The following is a 16,886-nucleotide window of genomic DNA, read 5'->3' as shown; positions in this document are numbered from 1 at the left end:
CCTCCCGCGTTGCCTTAAGCACGTAACCCGGCCATCGACATCAGTAGCCTGAGCATGGCGCTGACGAGAAACAGCGCCAACACGCTGGCAAACCATAGGCCAACAAACCACATGATTTTCGGTGCGATACGTTTAAATGACATCAGTGATACCCCGCGCCATGCTGGATTTTTCCGCGAAACACGTAATAGCTCCAGAAGGTGTACACCAGGATCACAGGAATAATCAGCAGTGCGCCAACCAGCATAAAACCCTGGCTTTGCGGCGGCGCGGCGGCTTGCCACAGCGTGATATCCGGCGGAATAATATGCGGCCAGATACTGATGCCCAGCCCGCTAAAGCCGAGGAAAATCAGCCCCAGCGTCAGAACGAACGGCAAAATATGGTACTGCACGTTGCTCAGCGTATGCCATAACACGATGCTGAAGAAGATCACCAGCAGCGGAACCGGGGCAAAGAACCAGATATTTGGTCGACTAAACCAGCGTTCGGCGATCGCTGCATGAGAAAGCGGCGTCCACAGGCTGATCACGGCCATCGTCACCAGCAGCGCCAGCAGCAGCGTTCTGGCAACGACGCGCATTTTCTGTTGCAGGTTTCCTTCACTTTTCATCACTAGCCAACTGGCACCCAGCAGGCCATATGTGACGACCAGCCCAATGCCGCAGAACAGATTAAAGGGCGTCAGCCAGTCGAGAGAACTGCCGCTGAAGGTACGGCCAGTGACGGCAAAACCGTTGATCACTGCACCGACTACCACGCCCTGCATAAAGGTCGCCAGCAGCGATCCGGCGAGAAAGGACTTATCCCAGAATGGCTTGTGATTCGATGTTGCTTTAAAACGAAACTCAAAGGCCACGCCGCGAAAAATAAGACCGATCAGCATGAATGTCAGCGGGATGGCCAACGCATCCGCGATTACCGCATAAGCGAGAGGAAACGCGCCGAAAAGTCCGGCGCCACCGAGTACCAACCAGGTTTCGTTGCCATCCCACACCGGCGCGACGCTGTTCACCATAATGTCCCGTTCGCCGCCATCCTGAATTGCCGGGAAAAGAATACCGATGCCCAGATCGAAGCCGTCCATCACGATATACATCAGCGTGGCAAAGACGATAATGACAAACCAGATAAGCGATAAATCGATGCCCATTATTTTTTCTCCTCCGCCTGCAAACATTCACCCGCCGCAGAGAGCGGGCGGGCCGGTCTGCCGTCAGTTGCGTGTTCATCCCAGGGCTGCGGCCCTTTCTTAATCAACCGCACCATATAGCTGTAACCGACGCCGAAGACCGAGGTGTACACCACGATAAAGGCCAGCAGACTCAGGCTCATCTGCAAGGTGCTGTGCAGGGAAACCGCATCCGCCGTGCGCAGCAGCCCGTAAACGACCCAGGGTTGCCGCCCGACTTCGGTAGTCACCCAACCGGCAAGAATGGCAATCAACCCCGCCGGGCCCATCCACAGTGCAAAGTGCAGGAAGGGACGCGATTCACACAGCCTGTGGCGAAAACGTAACCATAAAGCGACCACACCGAGCGCGATCATCAATAGCCCCATAACAACCATCAGACGAAATGACCAGAAGACAATCGTGGAGTTGGGCCGATCCACCTTCGGAAAATCTTTCAGTGCAGGCACTTGTTCATGCAGTGAATGGGTGAGGATCAGGCTGCCAAGAGAAGGGATTTCCACTGCGTATCGCGTACGTTCTTGCTGCATATCCGGCAATCCAAACAGCAATAACGGCGTGGCTTCGCCGGGGGGATTTTCCCAGTGTCCCTCAATGGCAGCGATCTTCGCTGGTTGATGTTTCAGCGTGTTCAGGCCATGCATATCGCCAATAAAAGCCTGGAGTGGCGCAACGGCCAGCGCCATCCACATCGCCATCGACAGCATTTTGCGGATTGCTGGTGTGTCATTGCGGTGCAGCAGGTGCCAGGCGGCGGAAGCGCCGACAAAGAGGGCGGTGCTGAGGAACGCGGCAATGGTCATATGCAGTAAACGGTACGGTAACGAGGGGTTAAAAATGACCGCGAACCAGTCCACAGGAATTACCTGACCATTCTCAATGGCAAACCCTTGCGGCGTATGCATCCAGCTATTAGATGCAAGGATCCAGAACGTGGACATCAGTGTGCCCAGCGCCACCATGCAGGTAGCGAAAAAATGCAGCCCCGGCCCCACTTTATTCCAGCCAAACAGCATTACGCCAAGAAAACCCGCCTCAAGGAAGAAGGCGGTCAGCACCTCATAAGTGAGTAATGGTCCGGTGATACTGCCTGCGAACTGGGAGAAGCCGCTCCAGTTGGTGCCGAACTGATAGGCCATTACCAGCCCGGAAACCACGCCCATACCGAAGTTGACAGCAAAGATCTTCAGCCAGAAATGATACATTGCGCGCCAGTCGGGATTTTTAGTTTTTAGCCATAACCCTTCAAGCACCACCAGATAGCTGGCAAGCCCGATAGTGATGGCAGGAAAAATAATATGAAACGAGACCGTAAAAGCGAACTGAAGCCTTGCCAGATGGAATGCATCGAACCCAAACATGCCCGGTTACCCCACAAAAAAACACCCCTAAACAAAAGGGGTGAATACGACAGGTTATCAGTAAGTATTATTTCTCTTGCGGCTTTCCGCTACCCAGTTCAGCACCGGTCAGCGGATCAACATTGGGATCGGATTGCGTCCGTTCCGCCATTGCTTTCACCAGCGCGCGCTGTTTATTGTTGAGTTGTACCGTGGCGAGACCATCGCCGCCATCAACGGCAGGTTGTGGATCGGCTACATAGTCGAAGTTCTCGTCGCTGTTCCAGCTTCCTCGCGGATCGTCGCCCTCGGACATGTTGTAATAAACGTCACTGTACTGTTCGATGGGCGGCAATTTACCTGGCGGAAAATTATTGCGAATGGAATAGAGCGCTTTCTCGAAGGAGAGCTGATGCGCCACTTCTCGCGTCATCAGGAAACCCAGCGCATCTTTAACTCCCGGATCATCCGTCACATTAATCAACCGCTCATAAATAATTTTCGCGCGCGCTTCCGCCGCAATATTGGAGCGCATATCCGCCGTGACGTCGCCAATGGTATCAATATAAGCCGCCGTCCACGGCACACCGCCTGAATTCGTCAGAGCAGGGCCGCCACCATATAACAGCGAAGTAATGTGGCTGTCATTGCCATTGGCGGTTAATGAGCGATAAAGTTCCGCTTCATTTTCTGTGCCTTCGGCCAGTTCGCCTTTCGCACCTTTATTCAGCATGCCGACCAGGGTTCCAATAATTTCCAGATGGCTTAATTCTTCGGTAGCAATATCCATCAACATCTCTTTACGGCCAATATCGTCATCACCCAGACCCTGGGTGAAATAACGGCAGGCGGCCGCCAGCTCGCCTTGCGGGCCGCCGAACTGTTCCAGTAAGAGGTTCGCCAGTCCTGGGTTTGGCTCACTGACGCGCACCGTGTACTGTAGTTGTTTTACGTGTCTAAACATAAATTCTCCTGATGGTTTTGTTTATTTTTTAGCTTCCACACCGGCAGCGGCATCGCGAAGTAAAAATTGTTCGGTAACGTCGGGCAAATGATTGAACGCCCATTCAGCCATCGCTTTTTCCTCAGCGAGGATTTGTTTGAAAATATCGATGCTGGCAATATCGCCGACTTTTTCAGCCGCCGTAATTAACGACGTATAACAGGCAATTTCAAATTGCTCGAATACATAGCTGCTAATTGAACCTTTGACAACTTCATCAGAAGCAAACATACCTCCAACAGCCTGACTCATTGCACTCATTTTACTGGTGGCATCTTTCATTAGTGAGCGATTAATATTATTGCGGTCGAGCACTTCTTCCAGAAGTTTAATTTGTCCTTGAGTTTCAGTTAAGTGCTGCTCAATTTTTGCGCGTAGATCGGGATAATTATCGATGCGACTGCTCATTGCATTGAGCATCGATTCCGCTTGTTTTTCCATAGCGTGCGCGTCACGTAACCAGTCATGATAATTTTCTTGCGGCGTCATAGTACATTCCTCTATTTTGGAGTTGTCTTATCGACCCTGAAGAATAATATTATCAGGGATAACATATTGCTGGTTTGCTGGTGATTATTAGACTTCGGCTTTCTGATTAATACTTGAAGTCGCTATTTTGGTAAGTAACGTATCGGTGTTTTTTTCTTCTTCTAACGTTTCAGCAAGTAATTTCTGCGCCTTTTTCAGCCCTAACTGACTGGCGAGGGTACACAGCGTACCGTAGGAGGCGATCTCGTAATGTTCCACTTTTTGCGCAGCTGCAATCAGTCCGGCATCGCGTACGCTGCCTTTCTCCGTGGCTTCAATGACTTCATTGGCTTCATCAATCAACCCTTCCATTGCGTGACATTTCATGCGTTTAAGCTTGATATTGGGCTCGGCTTCTACTAACTGGTCAAGGCGCTCAATCTGCCCCTGGGTTTCTTCATAGTGCTTTTTGAAAGCCTCAGACAGCTCGCTGCTCGAAGACTCTCGTGCCAGTTTTGAGAGCGCGCGGGTCAATTGCTTCTCTGCACTATAAATATCAGAGAGAGAATGAATAAAGAGCTCAGTGGGAGAATTAATCTGCATAGAGAATTACCTTTCATGCCAGAGAAAATAATGGCGAGCCATGTAGACTCGCCGTAATGTACTAATTTATAAGATGCTTGAAACGAGGTGATAATGCGTCATTCACCTGATTTGCGGCCGCCGCCATGACTGTTCTGACCGCCTTTTTTTCCGGCTTCAGATGCACGCTGCGGATCATTTTTGAAATTACCGCCGCTATGTTGACCACCTTTACGACCTGCTTCAGATGCTTTTTCACGATCTTCTGCGAAATTACCAGAACCGCCACGATGTTCAGTCATGTTATTTCTCCAGTTTCGTTGTTTAAAATAAACGACATATTCTGCATCTCAATGTCGTCGGTGTTCGTAATTAAAGTTAGTCGCTATCTAAAGTTAGTCAAACCGAAGCGGGAAAAATTGACGCAATGAAAAATCAGTCACTGGCTGTATATTCTAAAATTGTTGTATAGATTATATATCTTTGCAGATAAAGAGGTTATAGCTATTTTTTATAGATATTGAATAATAACCATGGTTACAAAATTCATAAAGTGACGGAAAAATAGTCGCAATACTGACTTTTGTTTACTCGTTTGCATTATCCTGAAAAGAAAATACATAAGTTTTTTTAATTATTTTAAGATAAATCTTACTGGGAGATGAGGCCTGACGGTGATGTGGTGTGCCATGAGCTTGTTTTACGACAAGGAGGATGCGTCGAAAGTTTAGCAGCAATAAAAAAACCTTCAGGAACAGGAAATCCGGACCGGCCCTGAAGGTATGCAAATGCATATTCGTTACAAATATTAGTCTGCTAATAATTAAGAAAAATACACTAAGAATAGTCCTGGTTAAATCGTATTATTAGTAAACGTTACTATTCGTTTATTGTCGTTTATTCGTAGGGTAGGTATCCTGCGCAATTTTTAATATATTGATTTTAAATAAATTTAATGAACTTTTTGTCATCTGGCATTTCTGGTGATAAATATTTACCTCGTGGCTGAAGGCCATTTTTATTGTGCAGATAAATTAATCATTCGCAGAAATACAGCCTGCGTACACACTTAATACCTTCGACGTCAGAAGGAGAAATTTATGCAAACCGAACATCAAACCTGTAGCGATGCCTGTTATCAATGCGCCATTGCCTGTGAGCATTGCGCCGCGAGTTGTCTGAATGACGAGGATATGGCCATGATGCGCGACTGCATCAAACTGGATCTCCAGTGCGCGGCGCTCTGTCGGCTGGTGGGGCAGTTTATGGCGCTGGAGAATGAATATCTGCAGCCCCTGTGCCGGGTATGTGTGGATATCTGCAAATCCTGCGCTGAAGAGTGCAGCAGGCACCAAAATGAACATTGCCAGCAGTGCGCACAGGCGTGTCGAACCTGCGCGCAGGCCTGCCTGCAAATGGCCGCTTGATAAGGTCATAAGTGCGGTGGCGCTGACCCGGCATGACTATTCCGGTGCAGCGTCGCTGCCTTGCTGTGACGGCCATTTCCAGTTCTGCACTTCCGGCAGATCTTCACCGTATTCACGGACATACCGATGGTGGGCAGCGATTTTCTCCTGCAATACATCAAGGAACTCGTCCGTTTTACCCTGCAGTGACGGCACGCGTAATATCGCTTCCTGTGCCAGATGAAAGCGATCCAGTTCGTTCAGCACCGTCATATCAAACGGCGTGGTGGTGGTGCCTTCCTCCCTAAAACCGTGCACGTGAAAGTTGCGGTGGTTGTTGCGCTGATAGGTCAACCGGTGGATCAAACCAGGGTAGCCGTGGAAGGCGAAAATGACCGGCTTATCGGCGGTGAAAAGGGCGTCAAACACTTGCTCGCTCAGGCCGTGTGGGTGCTGATCGCGGGTCTGTAAAGCCATTAAATCGACCACGTTCACTACCTGAATACGTAACGCTGGCAGGTGTTCACGCAGCAGATCGACCGCCGCGAGTGTCTCAATGGTGGGTACGTCACCGGCGCAGGCCATCACTACATCCGGCGTTTCCCCTTCCTCAACCGTGCCCGCCCAGTACCATACCCCCATTCCGGCCGCACAGTGCTTTACGGCGTCGTCCAGCGTCAGCCACTGTGGCGAAGGCTGTTTCCCGGCGACGATCACATTGATGCGATCCCAGGTTTTCAGGCAATGATCCGCCACGCAGAGCAGCGTGTTTGCATCCGGCGGCAGATAGATGCGAACAATATCGGCTTTCTTGTTAGCAACGTGATCGATAAAGCCAGGATCCTGATGGCTATAACCGTTGTGATCCTGGCGCCAGACATGGGACGAAAGCAGGTAATTCAGCGAGGAGATGGGTGCCCGCCACGGTAATTTGCGTGTGACTTTCAGCCACTTGGCATGCTGGTTAAACATCGAATCGACAATATGAATAAAAGCTTCATAGCAGTTAAACAGGCCATGCCGCCCGGTGAGCAGATACCCTTCCAGCCAGCCCTGGCACTGATGTTCGCTGAGAATTTCCATTACCCGGCCATCGGGTGCGAGCTGTTCATCCCATGGTTTTTGCGCCGCCAGCCACGTGCGGCTTGTGACATCGAACACTTTACTCAGGCGATTAGATGCCGTTTCATCTGGACCAAAAAGACGGAAGTTATCCGCATTTTCCCGGAAGATGCCCGCCAAATAGTCACCAAGTGCCGCAGTGGATTCTGCCTGGGTTTCACCGGGAGATATCACCTCTACGGCGTAAGATTGGAGGGCCGGTGTCATCAGTTCGCGACGTAAACGGCCACCGTTCGCCCATGGCGATGCGCCCATGCGTTTATCACCGACCGGTGCCAGCGAGCGCAATTCAGCCTTTAACTGCCCGTGTTCATCAAAGAGATTCTCCGGCTGGTAGCTTCGCATCCAGCGTTGCAGGATCTGGCGATGTTCGTCGTTTTCTCGACATGATGAAACCGGCACCTGGTGCGCGCGCCAGAAATCTTCCACCTTTTTGCCGTCCACCGTTTGTGGACCCGTCCAGCCCTTGGGGCTGCGTAACAGAATGATCGGCCAGCGCGGTAAACGATCTGTGGCCTGATGGCTGCGCGCCTGCTGCTGAAAATTCGCAATTTGGTCAAGTGCGCTATCCAGCGCCTGCGCCATATCGCGATGCATTTGCTCCGGCTCATGGCCGCTGACCAGCAGGGGGTCATACCCGTAGCCGCGAAACAGTTGAAACAGATCTTCATCGCTGGCGCGCCCGAGGATGGTCGGGTTAGCAATCTTGTAACCATTAAGATGCAAAATCGGCAGCACTGCGCCGTCGCGCACGGTATTGAGGAATTTAATCCCATGCCAGCTTGAGGCCAGCGGGCCGGTTTCCGCTTCGCCATCGCCAATTACGCAGGCGGCAATCAGCGACGGGTTATCAAATACCGCGCCGAATGCATGTGCCAGCGAGTAACCCAGTTCGCCGCCTTCATTAATGGATCCGGGCGTTTCTGGCGCGGCGTGACTGGGGATCCCGCCCGGAAAAGAGAACTGGCGGAACAATTTTTTCATCCCCTGAGCGTCCTGGCTTACCTGCGGATAAATGTCGCTGTAGGAGCCTTCAAGCCAGGTATTCGCCACCATGCCTGGCCCGCCATGCCCTGGACCGCAGATATAGATCATGTCGAGATCGCGCTGGCGTATAACGCGATTGAGATGGGCGTAAATAAAGTTAAGACCCGGCGTGGTCCCCCAGTGTCCCAAGAGGCGCGGCTTAATGTGTTCTGGCCTGAGAGGTTCGCGCAATAAAGGGTTATCCATCAGGTAAATTTGTCCGACGGAGAGGTAATTAGCGGCCCGCCAGTAGCGATCGATCAATTTAATGTCATGTTCAGAAAGGGAAGATGCCGTCATGCGTTCTCCTTTTGTGTTGTTGCGATGAGGTGAGAAGAGGTAACGCCTGTAGAAATTGAGTCTCCTTAAGCCTGGCATAGATGTTAAGGAGAGGCGTCGGGACGCGATTTCTGGCCTATGTTGTAAGCTTGATAAATGTTCACCCGGTGGAGAAGGTCAATGGCGAAAACAGTGATGCAGGAATATCTGGTTCTGGGCGGCGAGCACCATGGCGAAGTCTGGTGCGGCGTTTACCCGGCGCTCTGGTTAACGCTGCCGGATAACGATAAACGCGGCAGGCAGTTCCATATGCGCGACAGCGGAGAGAAAATCGAGTTACGCCCGGACGCGCAACTTTTTGTTACCGAATGGAAATCGCCAGCGGGTTCGATTTGGCTGTTGATTGCCGAAGAAAATTTAACCGAATTTGATGTTGCTGATGAAATTGCCCGTATTTTTCCGCCGCTACGTCCTCTGGATGGGCCGTCCGAAGATTTCGCCTGAATCTGATACCGAAAGCGAGCCAGGCTGCCAGGCTTTTGGATAGTGAATGCTATCTCTGGAAATCGAAACGGCGAGGGGCGGAATAATGAAACACGATGAGATGTTGCCCGGCGTGTCTGAAAACGCCCGTGCGCTGAATTTCGAAGCCGGGTTTCGCCGGGTCGGCGCTTTGGTGTTACTGGCGATGATTATCGCCGCGTTGAGCGGCGTTTTTTCCGGTGGTTATTTTAGCTCGGCTGACAAATCAAATGCTGATCAGACACTGAAAATACACTATGAGCGATTCGGGCGTCTGCAAAACGAAGAGACGCTAAAAATCACCCTGCAAACCCAGGCTGCGAAGAAATATGTCATCAGTCTCGGGGGCGCGTTTAATGAGAATTATCAACACGGCAATGTCTGGCCTCAGCCCGACAGCATGCACAGCCGGGGAGAAACGCTATACCTGGTTTATAACAACATCACTCACAGCGGCAACTTTACGGTGTGGCTGACTACCACGCCGGACAAGCCGGGAAAATCGATTAATACTGTCGCGGTTAACGATGAAGCGGCCGTCCGGTTCTGGCAGTTCATTTATCCGTAGGAGAACAAATTGGAAATGGTGCTGAGGGCGTTGGCGATCTATTTAATCCTGTTACTGGTTTTTAAAGTGCTGGGACGCCGCGCGTTATTAGAGATGACCAGTTTTGACCTCATTCTGCTGTTGATCATTAGTGAAGCCACGCAGCAGGCACTCCTCGGCAACGACTTTTCCGTTACCGGCGCAATGCTGACCATTATTACGCTGGTGGCGGTCGATATCTTGTTCGGACTGGTGAAAAAATATCTCTCCGGGGCAGAGTCGGTAATGGATAGTTCGCCGGTTATCCTGGTTGAGAATGGCATTCCCCTTGTGGATAAACTGCAGAAAGTGGATGTCTCCTGCGATGATATTCTGGTCGCTGCGCGACAGAATCAGGGTATTACCGAGTTGAGCAAAATCCGCTATGCCATTCTTGAACGCAACGGGCATATTTCCATTATTCCCATTGAAGGGTAGGCAGGCGAAATCCTCTGGTTGTTAACTGTTCCTGCGTCCGGTAAGTAACTCCATGCGGCGTATGGTTCGATTATTGCCGGCGCAATTCGCTTGTATACCGTAATGCTTTATTCTTCCGGGCTTGGCTGTTTTTTGGATTTTTATGCTATTTGGCTCGTTTTCCAGCTCGCCAGCCCGGCGGCGTCTTGCTGGGCGAAAAATCACCCGTACAATGGCCAGACGTTGAATTCTCCTTTCTGATAGCAGGCCGCCATGATCGTAATAAAAACCTTTTTCCTGTGCCTGCTGTGCATCACACTGATCTCCCTTGCCGTCAGCCTCGCCCAGGCGATGCACCCGCGGGACACACGCACGCAGCAAGGGTGGTGGGATGCCCGGCGTGATTCTGCTGGCATCGCTCCCGATGCGCGCAAAAATGCCCAACTCGCTATCGTGCAGGTTTATGCCGCACCCACCTGGGGCTGGAAAGGCGCAGTCGCGGTGCATCCGTGGATCATTTTCAAGCGCGCCGGGGAAACGCACTATAACCGCTACGAGGTGATTAGCTGGGGCGCAGGAGATAAAGTTCGGCGTAACAGCAATATTCCTGATGGCTACTGGTACGGCGCACAGCCGCGCCTGCTGGTCGATCACCGTGGCCCGCAGGCCGAAGCGATGATTCCACAGATTGAAGCGGCGATTGCCTCCTACCCGTGGCCGCAGACCTACCACGCCTGGCCTGGGCCGAACAGTAATACTTTTCTCGCGCATATCGGGCGCAAAGTTCCGGCGCTGAAGCTGGATCTGCCTGCCAATGCGGTCGGCAAAGATTTCCGCTCGCTGCGCAACCCAATTGGCTTGCCGCCTTCCGGTCGCGGCGTGCAGGTTTCTCTGCTCGGTGTGGCGGGCGTAACGCTGGGGGCGCAAGAGGGGTTTGAACTTAATCTGCTGGGGCTGAATGTCGGGCTAGGTTTCAAACCTCTGCGCCTGCGCTTGCCGTTTATCGGTGGCCTTGGCAGTGACAACCTACAGAAAGAGAGTGTGGAACCTGCTCCGTAAGCGCAGCGTTGTGCGCACATGCAGATAACGGCGATTGTGCGATTAATCACATTGCCTCCTTGCAGGGCGATCGCGTCAACCTTCATTAACACCAATCCAAACCAATCAACACCTCGTCTGCGTTACGTCGACATATCGCAATACGTGCGGTTTTGCGGACTGAAAAGAGACAGCGACTTTCATCTTTTCTCTTCGCTATAACGCAAAGGGTTGGCGCAGATTAATGTGCGGCTCAGCAAAGAATAGCTGCATACTGACATAACAAAATATTCTGATACGGGTTATAGGTATCTGTTTTTGCAATAATAATTGCACTGCCATTGCGCGTATATGTTCTGAAAGGGTGCAGGCGGGTAATGGGAAAATACCCGGGGAATAACGTTTTTACTTCAAAAACAATATATTGAATTTTTGGCATGCCGCTTGCTGATTGAATTCCATCTTGTATACCAGCAGGAATTCAACAATGGCGTTAATGACAGGAAAAACACTGACTGCATGGCAGCAGCGAATGCGGCAGGAGAGTGAGTCGGTTTATTCGCTTTTAAAAGCGCATATTGATGCGTTATCCCTTGAGGATAATGCCTGGCTGGTTATCGCCAGCGACGCGCAGTTACAGGCGCAGATTAATGCGTTGCTGCCGCTGTACCGCAATAACCCCGATGCGTTTCCGCTGTTTGGCGTTCCTTTTGCCGTCAAAGACAATGTGGATGTGGCGGGCTGGCCAACCACGGCGGCATGCCCGGCGCTCGAATTTATCGCTGGTAGAGATGCTACCGCTGTCGCCCGGTTGAAAGCGGCCGGGGCGATTGTGATTGGGAAAACCAACCTTGATCAGTTCGCCACCGGTCTGGTTGGTACGCGTTCGCCTTACGGCGCGGTGCCGAACACCTTTGACCCGGCGTATGTCAGCGGGGGCTCCAGTTCGGGTTCGGCTTCCGTGGTGGCGCGTGGTCTGGTGCCGTTTGCCTTTGGTACTGACACCGCCGGTTCGGGCCGCGTGCCTGCCGGGTTTAATAATATTGTCGGTCTGAAGCCGACCAAAGGCTGGCTTTCTGCAACCGGCGTACTGCCCGCCTGCCGTCTGAATGACACGCTGTCGGTGTTTGCCCTGACGGTGGAAGACGCGTTTTATATCGCGACGCTGGCGGGCGGCGCAGACAGTGAAGACGCCTATTCGCGCGTTAACCCGGCAACTGCGCCTGCGGCCATCCCGCAAAACCCGGTTTTCGCGATCCCGGCAGAGTTGCGTTTCTTCGGCGATACGCAAGCACAAGCCGCCTGGCTGAGCGCGCTGGAGGCATTGCGGGCCACCGGCGCGACGTTGCAGCAGATTGATTTTACGCCGTTCTACCAGCTTGCCGAACAGCTTTATCAGGGGCCGTGGGTGGCGGAACGTACTGCATCTGTTGGCGAGATGCTGCACCATCCGGAGCAGATGGATCCCACAGTCCACACGATTATTTCCGCCGGGCTTAACTACAGCGCGGTGGATGCTTTTAACGCAGAATACCTGCGCGCAGAACTGACGCAAAAAATTCAGCTCGCCCTGAGCGACGTTGATGCGTTGGTGGTACCGACATCGCCCACCATTCGTACACTGGAAGAGATGAAGCAGGAACCTATCCTCTTCAACTCGCAGTTCGGTACCTACACCAACTTTACTAACCTTGCGGATCTCTGCGCACTGGCTTTGCCAGCCCCTTTTCGCACCGACGGTTTACCTGCCGGGATCACACTGATCGCCCCGGCCTGGCATGACCGCGCTCTGGCGGATTTCGGCCTGCGCTGGCAGCAGCAACTGGCGCTGCCGCTTGGCGCGACAGGCCTGCCATTCTCCCCGCAGGCGGCGGCATTACCGGTTTCTCAACACCATGTTCGCGTTGCCGTAGTGGGTGCTCATCTGCGCGGCATGCCGCTGAACTTCCAGCTCACTACCCGTGATGCCGCATTTGTCGAAGCCACCGAAACTGCGCCGTGCTACCGACTGTATGCACTGGCAAACACAAAACCGCCCAAACCTGGGATTGCCCGCCATGCGCAGGGGGCGGCCATTGCGGTAGAGCTGTGGGATATCCCGCTGGCACGCTTTGGCGAATTTGTCGCGGAGATCCCCGCGCCGCTCGGCATCGGTTCGCTGGAGCTGGCTGATGGACGCTGGGTGAAAGGGTTTATCTGCGAACCGGCAGCGCTGCACGAGGCCACCGACATTACTGAATTTAAAGGCTGGCGTAACTGGATTGCCCGCCAGGAGAGCAAACATGTTTAACACTGTACTGATTGCCAACCGGGGCGAAATTGCTTGCCGCGCCATCCGCACGCTGCAACGTCTGGGTATTAAAAGCGTGGCGGTCTATTCCGATGCTGATAAAAACGCCGAACATGTCAAACAGGCCGATATCGCCGTTGCATTGGGCGGTGAGAAGGCCAGCGACAGTTACCTGCACATCGACAAAATCATTGCGGCGGCGCAGGAAACGGGCGCACAGGCTATCTGGCCGGGCTACGGATTTTTGTCGGAAAGCCTGCCGTTTGCCGCCGCCTGTGAACAGGCCAACATTGTGTTTGTCGGGCCGACTGCGCAGCAGATAGGCGAGTTTGGGCTGAAACACCGTGCGCGTGAGCTGGCCGCCGAGGCCGGCGTGCCGATGACGCCAGGTACCGGGCTGCTCGACTCGCGGGAAGCGGCGCTTGAAGCAGCAGCGGATATTGGCTATCCGGTGATGCTGAAAAGTACGGCAGGCGGTGGCGGTATTGGCCTGACGCGCTGCGCCGATGCGCAGGCGCTCAGCGATGCCTGGGAGAGTGTGCGGCGTCTGGGAGAACAGTTTTTTAGTGACGCCGGGGTATTTGTCGAGCGCTGTATCGATCGTGCGCGGCATATTGAAGTGCAGATCTTTGGCGACGGCAAAGGCAATGTGGTGGCACTTGGCGAACGCGACTGCTCGTTGCAGCGGCGCAACCAAAAAGTGGTGGAAGAAACCCCGGCACCAAACCTGCCTGCCGCGACCCGTGAAGCGTTGCTCAGCGCTGCGGTGAAGCTTGGTAAACAGGTCAATTACCGCAGCGCAGGCACCGTGGAATTTATCTACGACGCGCAACGGGATGCGTTCTACTTTCTGGAGGTCAACACCCGGTTGCAGGTGGAACATCCGGTCACTGAGTGCGTCACTGGGCTGGATCTGGTCGAGTGCATGCTACGCATAGCGGCGGATGAAGCGATTGATTGGGCGCGTCTGCAGCAGGCACCGCAGGGTGCGGCCATCGAAGTGCGTATCTACGCCGAAAACCCGCTGAAAAATTTCCAGCCCAGCCCGGGCGTATTAACCGAAGTCGCTTTCCCGCAAGGTGTGCGCGTGGATACCGGGGTGACCACCGGCAGTGAAGTGTCGGCATTTTACGATCCGATGATCGCCAAACTGATTGTACAGGGCGCCAGCCGTGACGAGGCGCTGGCAAAATTGCAGGCTGCACTCAATGCGACCCGCCTGCACGGTATCACCACTAATCTTGATTATTTGCGCCAGATCACCGCGAGCGAGGCTTTTCGCAACGGCAGCATGTGGACGCGGATGCTCGACAGCTATGAAGCGCACTCGGCGGTGATTGAGGTGCTGCAACCGGGTACCTGGAGCAGCGTTCAGGATTATCCGGGCCGCCTCGGCTACTGGGATATTGGCGTGCCGCCTTCCGGCCCGATGGACGATTTTGCTTTCCGCCTGGCCAACCGTATTGTCGGTAACCACGACGCAGCGGCGGGGCTGGAGTTCACTCTGCAAGGCCCGGTGCTGCAATTTCACAGCGCAGCGGTGATCGCCCTGACCGGAGCAGATTGCCAGGCGACGCTGGATGGCGAAGCGGTGCCATTATGGCAACCGATCACCGTAAACGCCGGGCAGACGCTGGCGTATGGTCGCGCGCAGGTCGGCTGCCGCGCTTATCTCGCGGTACGTAACGGCATTGATGTGCCGCAATATCTTGGTAGCCGCTCCACCTTTGCACTTGGGCAGTTTGGCGGCCACGCCGGACGCACGCTGAAAGTCGCCGATCTGCTGCCGATTTCACGCCCGCAACTGGCAGCATGTACCACGCCCGCGCCGGTGAGTGAACCCCAGGCAATAAGCCCGTCGCTGATCCCGGAGTATGGCGAACTGTGGCGCATCGGTGTGCTGTACGGGCCGCATGGCGCGCCGGATTTCTTTACTCAGGATGCGATCGACGAGTTCTTCGCCAGCGACTGGCAGGTGCATTACAACTCTAACCGCCTCGGCGTGCGGCTGGTCGGTCCTAAACCAGGCTGGACGCGACCAAACGGCGGCGAAGCCGGTCTGCATCCCTCGAACGTTCACGACTGCGAATACGCCATTGGCGCAATTAACTTTACCGGCGACTTCCCGGTGATCCTCACCCGCGATGGCCCGAGTCTCGGCGGTTTTGTCTGCCCGGTCACCATCGCTAAAGCGGAGTTGTGGAAAGTCGGGCAGGTGAAACCGGGCGATCGCATCCGCTTCTACCCGATCAGCGTGGAAGAGGCGGTGGCGCGGGAAAAAGCGCAGGAGCGCAGTATTGAGACGTTGCATGCCAGCCAACTGGCAGAATTCATTACACCATCGCTTGCCGATCGCGACGGGGTTTCCGCCGCCGCACTGGTGTCGCTGCCCGCCGCTGCGGGTGCGCCCGCCATTGTTTATCGTCAGGCCGGGGATAACTACATTCTGATTGAGTATGGCGACAACGTGCTGGATCTGGCGCTGCGTCTGCGTGTCCACCTGTTGATGGAACAATTACGTATGCGGGCGCATCCGGGTGTGAAAGAGCTGTCTCCGGGCGTACGTTCTTTGCAGGTGCGTTATGACAGTCTCGTCATTAGCCAGCAGGAACTGGTGGCGCTGCTGCTGGAACTGGAATCGCATATTGGCGATGTCAGCCAGATGAAAGTGCCATCACGCATTGTGCATCTGCCGATGGCGTTTGAAGACAGCGCCACGCTGGATGCGGTCAGCCGTTACAAAGATACGGTGCGCGCGACAGCGCCGTGGTTGCCCAATAACGTGGACTTTATTCAGCGCATTAACGGCCTGGCGAGTCGTGAAGCGGTGAAGACGACGATTTTTGACGCCAGCTACCTGATCCTGGGTCTTGGCGATGTCTATCTCGGTGCGCCCTGCGCAGTGCCAATCGATCCGCGCCATCGCCTGCTTAGCTCCAAATATAACCCGGCGCGCACCTTTACCGCCGAAGGCACCGTCGGGATCGGCGGGATGTACATGTGCATCTATGGCATGGATTCCCCCGGCGGCTATCAACTGGTGGGCCGTACGCTGCCTATCTGGAACAAGTTCCTCAAAAATGCGCAATTCGCTGCCGGTGAGCCGTGGCTGCTGCACTTCTTCGATCAGGTGCGTTTCTACCCGGTGAGCGAAGCAGAACTCACACAGCTGCGTGACGATTTCCGCGAAGGCCGTGCGACCATCCGTATTGAAGAGACGGTGTTTGATTTCCCGCAGCATTTGCAGTTCCTGCGCGATAACGCCGCCGACATTGCCGAATTCCGCACGCGCCAGGCCGAAGCTTTCGAGGCGGAAGTGGAACGCTGGCAACTGGACGAGCAGACCAATGTAACGGAAATCCTGCTGCCGGAAGTGATCGCAGAAGATGACGACGCGTTGCCAGTTTGCGCCGATATGAGCGGCAATATCTGGAAAGTGCTGGTCGCTCCGGGCGATGTGGTGACGGAAGGCCAGCCGCTGGTCATCGTCGAAGCGATGAAGATGGAGCTGGCTATTAGCGCACCGCAGAGCGGCAAGGTGAAACGCATTGCCTGCCAGCCAGGGCGTCCGGTTAGCCCCGGCGACACGCTGCTGTGGCTGGAATAAGGGAGACG

At 54.0% G+C, this 16,886-nt stretch carries 15 protein-coding genes; 7 read left to right on the top strand and 8 right to left on the bottom strand.

The genetic code is table 11. The features are described from left to right. Positions 1-14: 14 nt before the first annotated feature. The 7 genes from BM427_RS20985 to BM427_RS20955 form a co-directional block, all read right to left on the bottom strand. Positions 15-143, bottom strand: a complete 129-nt coding sequence (locus BM427_RS20985) for a DUF2474 family protein (RefSeq protein WP_090125336.1) — start codon at positions 141-143, stop codon at positions 15-17. After that, positions 143-1,153, bottom strand: a complete 1,011-nt coding sequence (cydB, locus tag BM427_RS20980; protein ID WP_090125333.1) for a cytochrome d ubiquinol oxidase subunit II — start codon at positions 1,151-1,153, stop codon at positions 143-145. The genes BM427_RS20985 and cydB overlap by 1 nt, the downstream gene beginning before the upstream one ends. Next, positions 1,153-2,553 (bottom strand): cytochrome ubiquinol oxidase subunit I, encoded by a 1,401-nt coding sequence (locus BM427_RS20975; RefSeq protein WP_090125330.1) that lies wholly within the window; start codon positions 2,551-2,553, stop codon positions 1,153-1,155. Before BM427_RS20975 ends, cydB begins: the two co-directional genes overlap by 1 nt. 67 nt (positions 2,554-2,620) lie before the next feature. Further along, positions 2,621-3,496, bottom strand: a complete 876-nt coding sequence (locus BM427_RS20970; RefSeq protein ID WP_090125327.1) for a manganese catalase family protein — start codon at positions 3,494-3,496, stop codon at positions 2,621-2,623. Between the two features lie 21 nt (positions 3,497-3,517). Continuing rightward, positions 3,518-4,024: a ferritin-like domain-containing protein gene (locus BM427_RS20965; protein ID WP_090125324.1), complete on the bottom strand. Its 507-nt coding sequence runs from the start codon at positions 4,022-4,024 to the stop codon at positions 3,518-3,520. An 87-nt stretch (positions 4,025-4,111) separates the two neighbouring features. Continuing rightward, a complete protein-coding gene (locus BM427_RS20960; protein WP_090125322.1) occupies positions 4,112-4,606 on the bottom strand; it encodes a YciE/YciF ferroxidase family protein in 495 nt (164 codons plus the stop codon). Positions 4,607-4,704: 98 nt separating this feature from the next. Then, the gene (locus BM427_RS20955) at positions 4,705-4,887 is read right to left on the bottom strand and encodes a con-10 family general stress protein (RefSeq protein WP_090125319.1); all 183 of its coding nucleotides are present in this window, start codon (positions 4,885-4,887) and stop codon (positions 4,705-4,707) included. Positions 4,888-5,685: 798 nt separating this feature from the next. On the opposite strand from BM427_RS20955, the gene BM427_RS20950 reads away from it, so the two are divergent. Beyond that, positions 5,686-6,012 carry a four-helix bundle copper-binding protein gene (locus tag BM427_RS20950; protein WP_090125316.1) on the top strand — a complete coding sequence of 109 codons (327 nt, stop codon included), beginning with the start codon at positions 5,686-5,688 and terminating at the stop codon, positions 6,010-6,012. A gap of 36 nt (positions 6,013-6,048) precedes the next feature. Here the strand turns inward: BM427_RS20950 and BM427_RS20945 are convergent, their stop codons facing one another. Next, positions 6,049-8,439, bottom strand: coding sequence for a phosphoketolase family protein (locus BM427_RS20945; protein ID WP_090125313.1), 2,391 nt, complete (start codon positions 8,437-8,439; stop codon positions 6,049-6,051). Positions 8,440-8,598: 159 nt separating this feature from the next. Between BM427_RS20945 and BM427_RS20940 the strand changes: the two genes are divergently transcribed. From BM427_RS20940 to uca, 6 genes are all read left to right on the top strand, one after another. Beyond that, positions 8,599-8,922 carry a hypothetical protein gene (locus tag BM427_RS20940; RefSeq protein ID WP_090125310.1) on the top strand — a complete coding sequence of 108 codons (324 nt, stop codon included), beginning with the start codon at positions 8,599-8,601 and terminating at the stop codon, positions 8,920-8,922. 85 nt (positions 8,923-9,007) lie between these two features. Then, a complete protein-coding gene (locus BM427_RS20935) occupies positions 9,008-9,508 on the top strand; it encodes a hypothetical protein (RefSeq protein ID WP_090125308.1) in 501 nt (166 codons plus the stop codon). Positions 9,509-9,517: 9 nt separating this feature from the next. Continuing rightward, positions 9,518-9,964, top strand: coding sequence for a DUF421 domain-containing protein (locus BM427_RS20930; RefSeq protein WP_090125305.1), 447 nt, complete (start codon positions 9,518-9,520; stop codon positions 9,962-9,964). A gap of 252 nt (positions 9,965-10,216) precedes the next feature. Beyond that, a complete protein-coding gene (locus BM427_RS20925) occupies positions 10,217-11,002 on the top strand; it encodes a DUF3750 domain-containing protein (protein ID WP_090125302.1) in 786 nt (261 codons plus the stop codon). A 466-nt stretch (positions 11,003-11,468) separates the two neighbouring features. Then, positions 11,469-13,271 carry an allophanate hydrolase gene (gene atzF, locus BM427_RS20915; RefSeq protein WP_090125297.1) on the top strand — a complete coding sequence of 601 codons (1,803 nt, stop codon included), beginning with the start codon at positions 11,469-11,471 and terminating at the stop codon, positions 13,269-13,271. Further along, positions 13,264-16,878 carry an urea carboxylase gene (gene uca, locus BM427_RS20910; RefSeq protein ID WP_090125293.1) on the top strand — a complete coding sequence of 1,205 codons (3,615 nt, stop codon included), beginning with the start codon at positions 13,264-13,266 and terminating at the stop codon, positions 16,876-16,878. Before atzF ends, uca begins: the two co-directional genes overlap by 8 nt. Positions 16,879-16,886 lie beyond the last annotated feature (8 nt).

The organism is Kosakonia arachidis (genome assembly GCF_900116535.1).
Lineage (GTDB): Bacteria > Pseudomonadota > Gammaproteobacteria > Enterobacterales > Enterobacteriaceae > Kosakonia > Kosakonia arachidis.
This window is presented reverse-complemented; position numbering and strand designations above follow the sequence as displayed.

Coding starts and splice junctions, on each gene's coding strand:
- BM427_RS20985 (WP_090125336.1), bottom strand. CDS start 143: ATGTCATTTAAACGTATCGCACCGAAAATCATGTGGTTTGTTGGCCTA.
- cydB (WP_090125333.1), bottom strand. CDS start 1,153: ATGGGCATCGATTTATCGCTTATCTGGTTTGTCATTATCGTCTTTGCC.
- BM427_RS20975 (WP_090125330.1), bottom strand. CDS start 2,553: ATGTTTGGGTTCGATGCATTCCATCTGGCAAGGCTTCAGTTCGCTTTT.
- BM427_RS20970 (WP_090125327.1), bottom strand. CDS start 3,496: ATGTTTAGACACGTAAAACAACTACAGTACACGGTGCGCGTCAGTGAG.
- BM427_RS20965 (WP_090125324.1), bottom strand. CDS start 4,024: ATGACGCCGCAAGAAAATTATCATGACTGGTTACGTGACGCGCACGCT.
- BM427_RS20960 (WP_090125322.1), bottom strand. CDS start 4,606: ATGCAGATTAATTCTCCCACTGAGCTCTTTATTCATTCTCTCTCTGAT.
- BM427_RS20955 (WP_090125319.1), bottom strand. CDS start 4,887: ATGACTGAACATCGTGGCGGTTCTGGTAATTTCGCAGAAGATCGTGAA.
- BM427_RS20950 (WP_090125316.1), top strand. CDS start 5,686: ATGCAAACCGAACATCAAACCTGTAGCGATGCCTGTTATCAATGCGCC.
- BM427_RS20945 (WP_090125313.1), bottom strand. CDS start 8,439: ATGACGGCATCTTCCCTTTCTGAACATGACATTAAATTGATCGATCGC.
- BM427_RS20940 (WP_090125310.1), top strand. CDS start 8,599: ATGGCGAAAACAGTGATGCAGGAATATCTGGTTCTGGGCGGCGAGCAC.
- BM427_RS20935 (WP_090125308.1), top strand. CDS start 9,008: ATGAAACACGATGAGATGTTGCCCGGCGTGTCTGAAAACGCCCGTGCG.
- BM427_RS20925 (WP_090125302.1), top strand. CDS start 10,217: ATGATCGTAATAAAAACCTTTTTCCTGTGCCTGCTGTGCATCACACTG.
- atzF (WP_090125297.1), top strand. CDS start 11,469: ATGGCGTTAATGACAGGAAAAACACTGACTGCATGGCAGCAGCGAATG.
- uca (WP_090125293.1), top strand. CDS start 13,264: ATGTTTAACACTGTACTGATTGCCAACCGGGGCGAAATTGCTTGCCGC.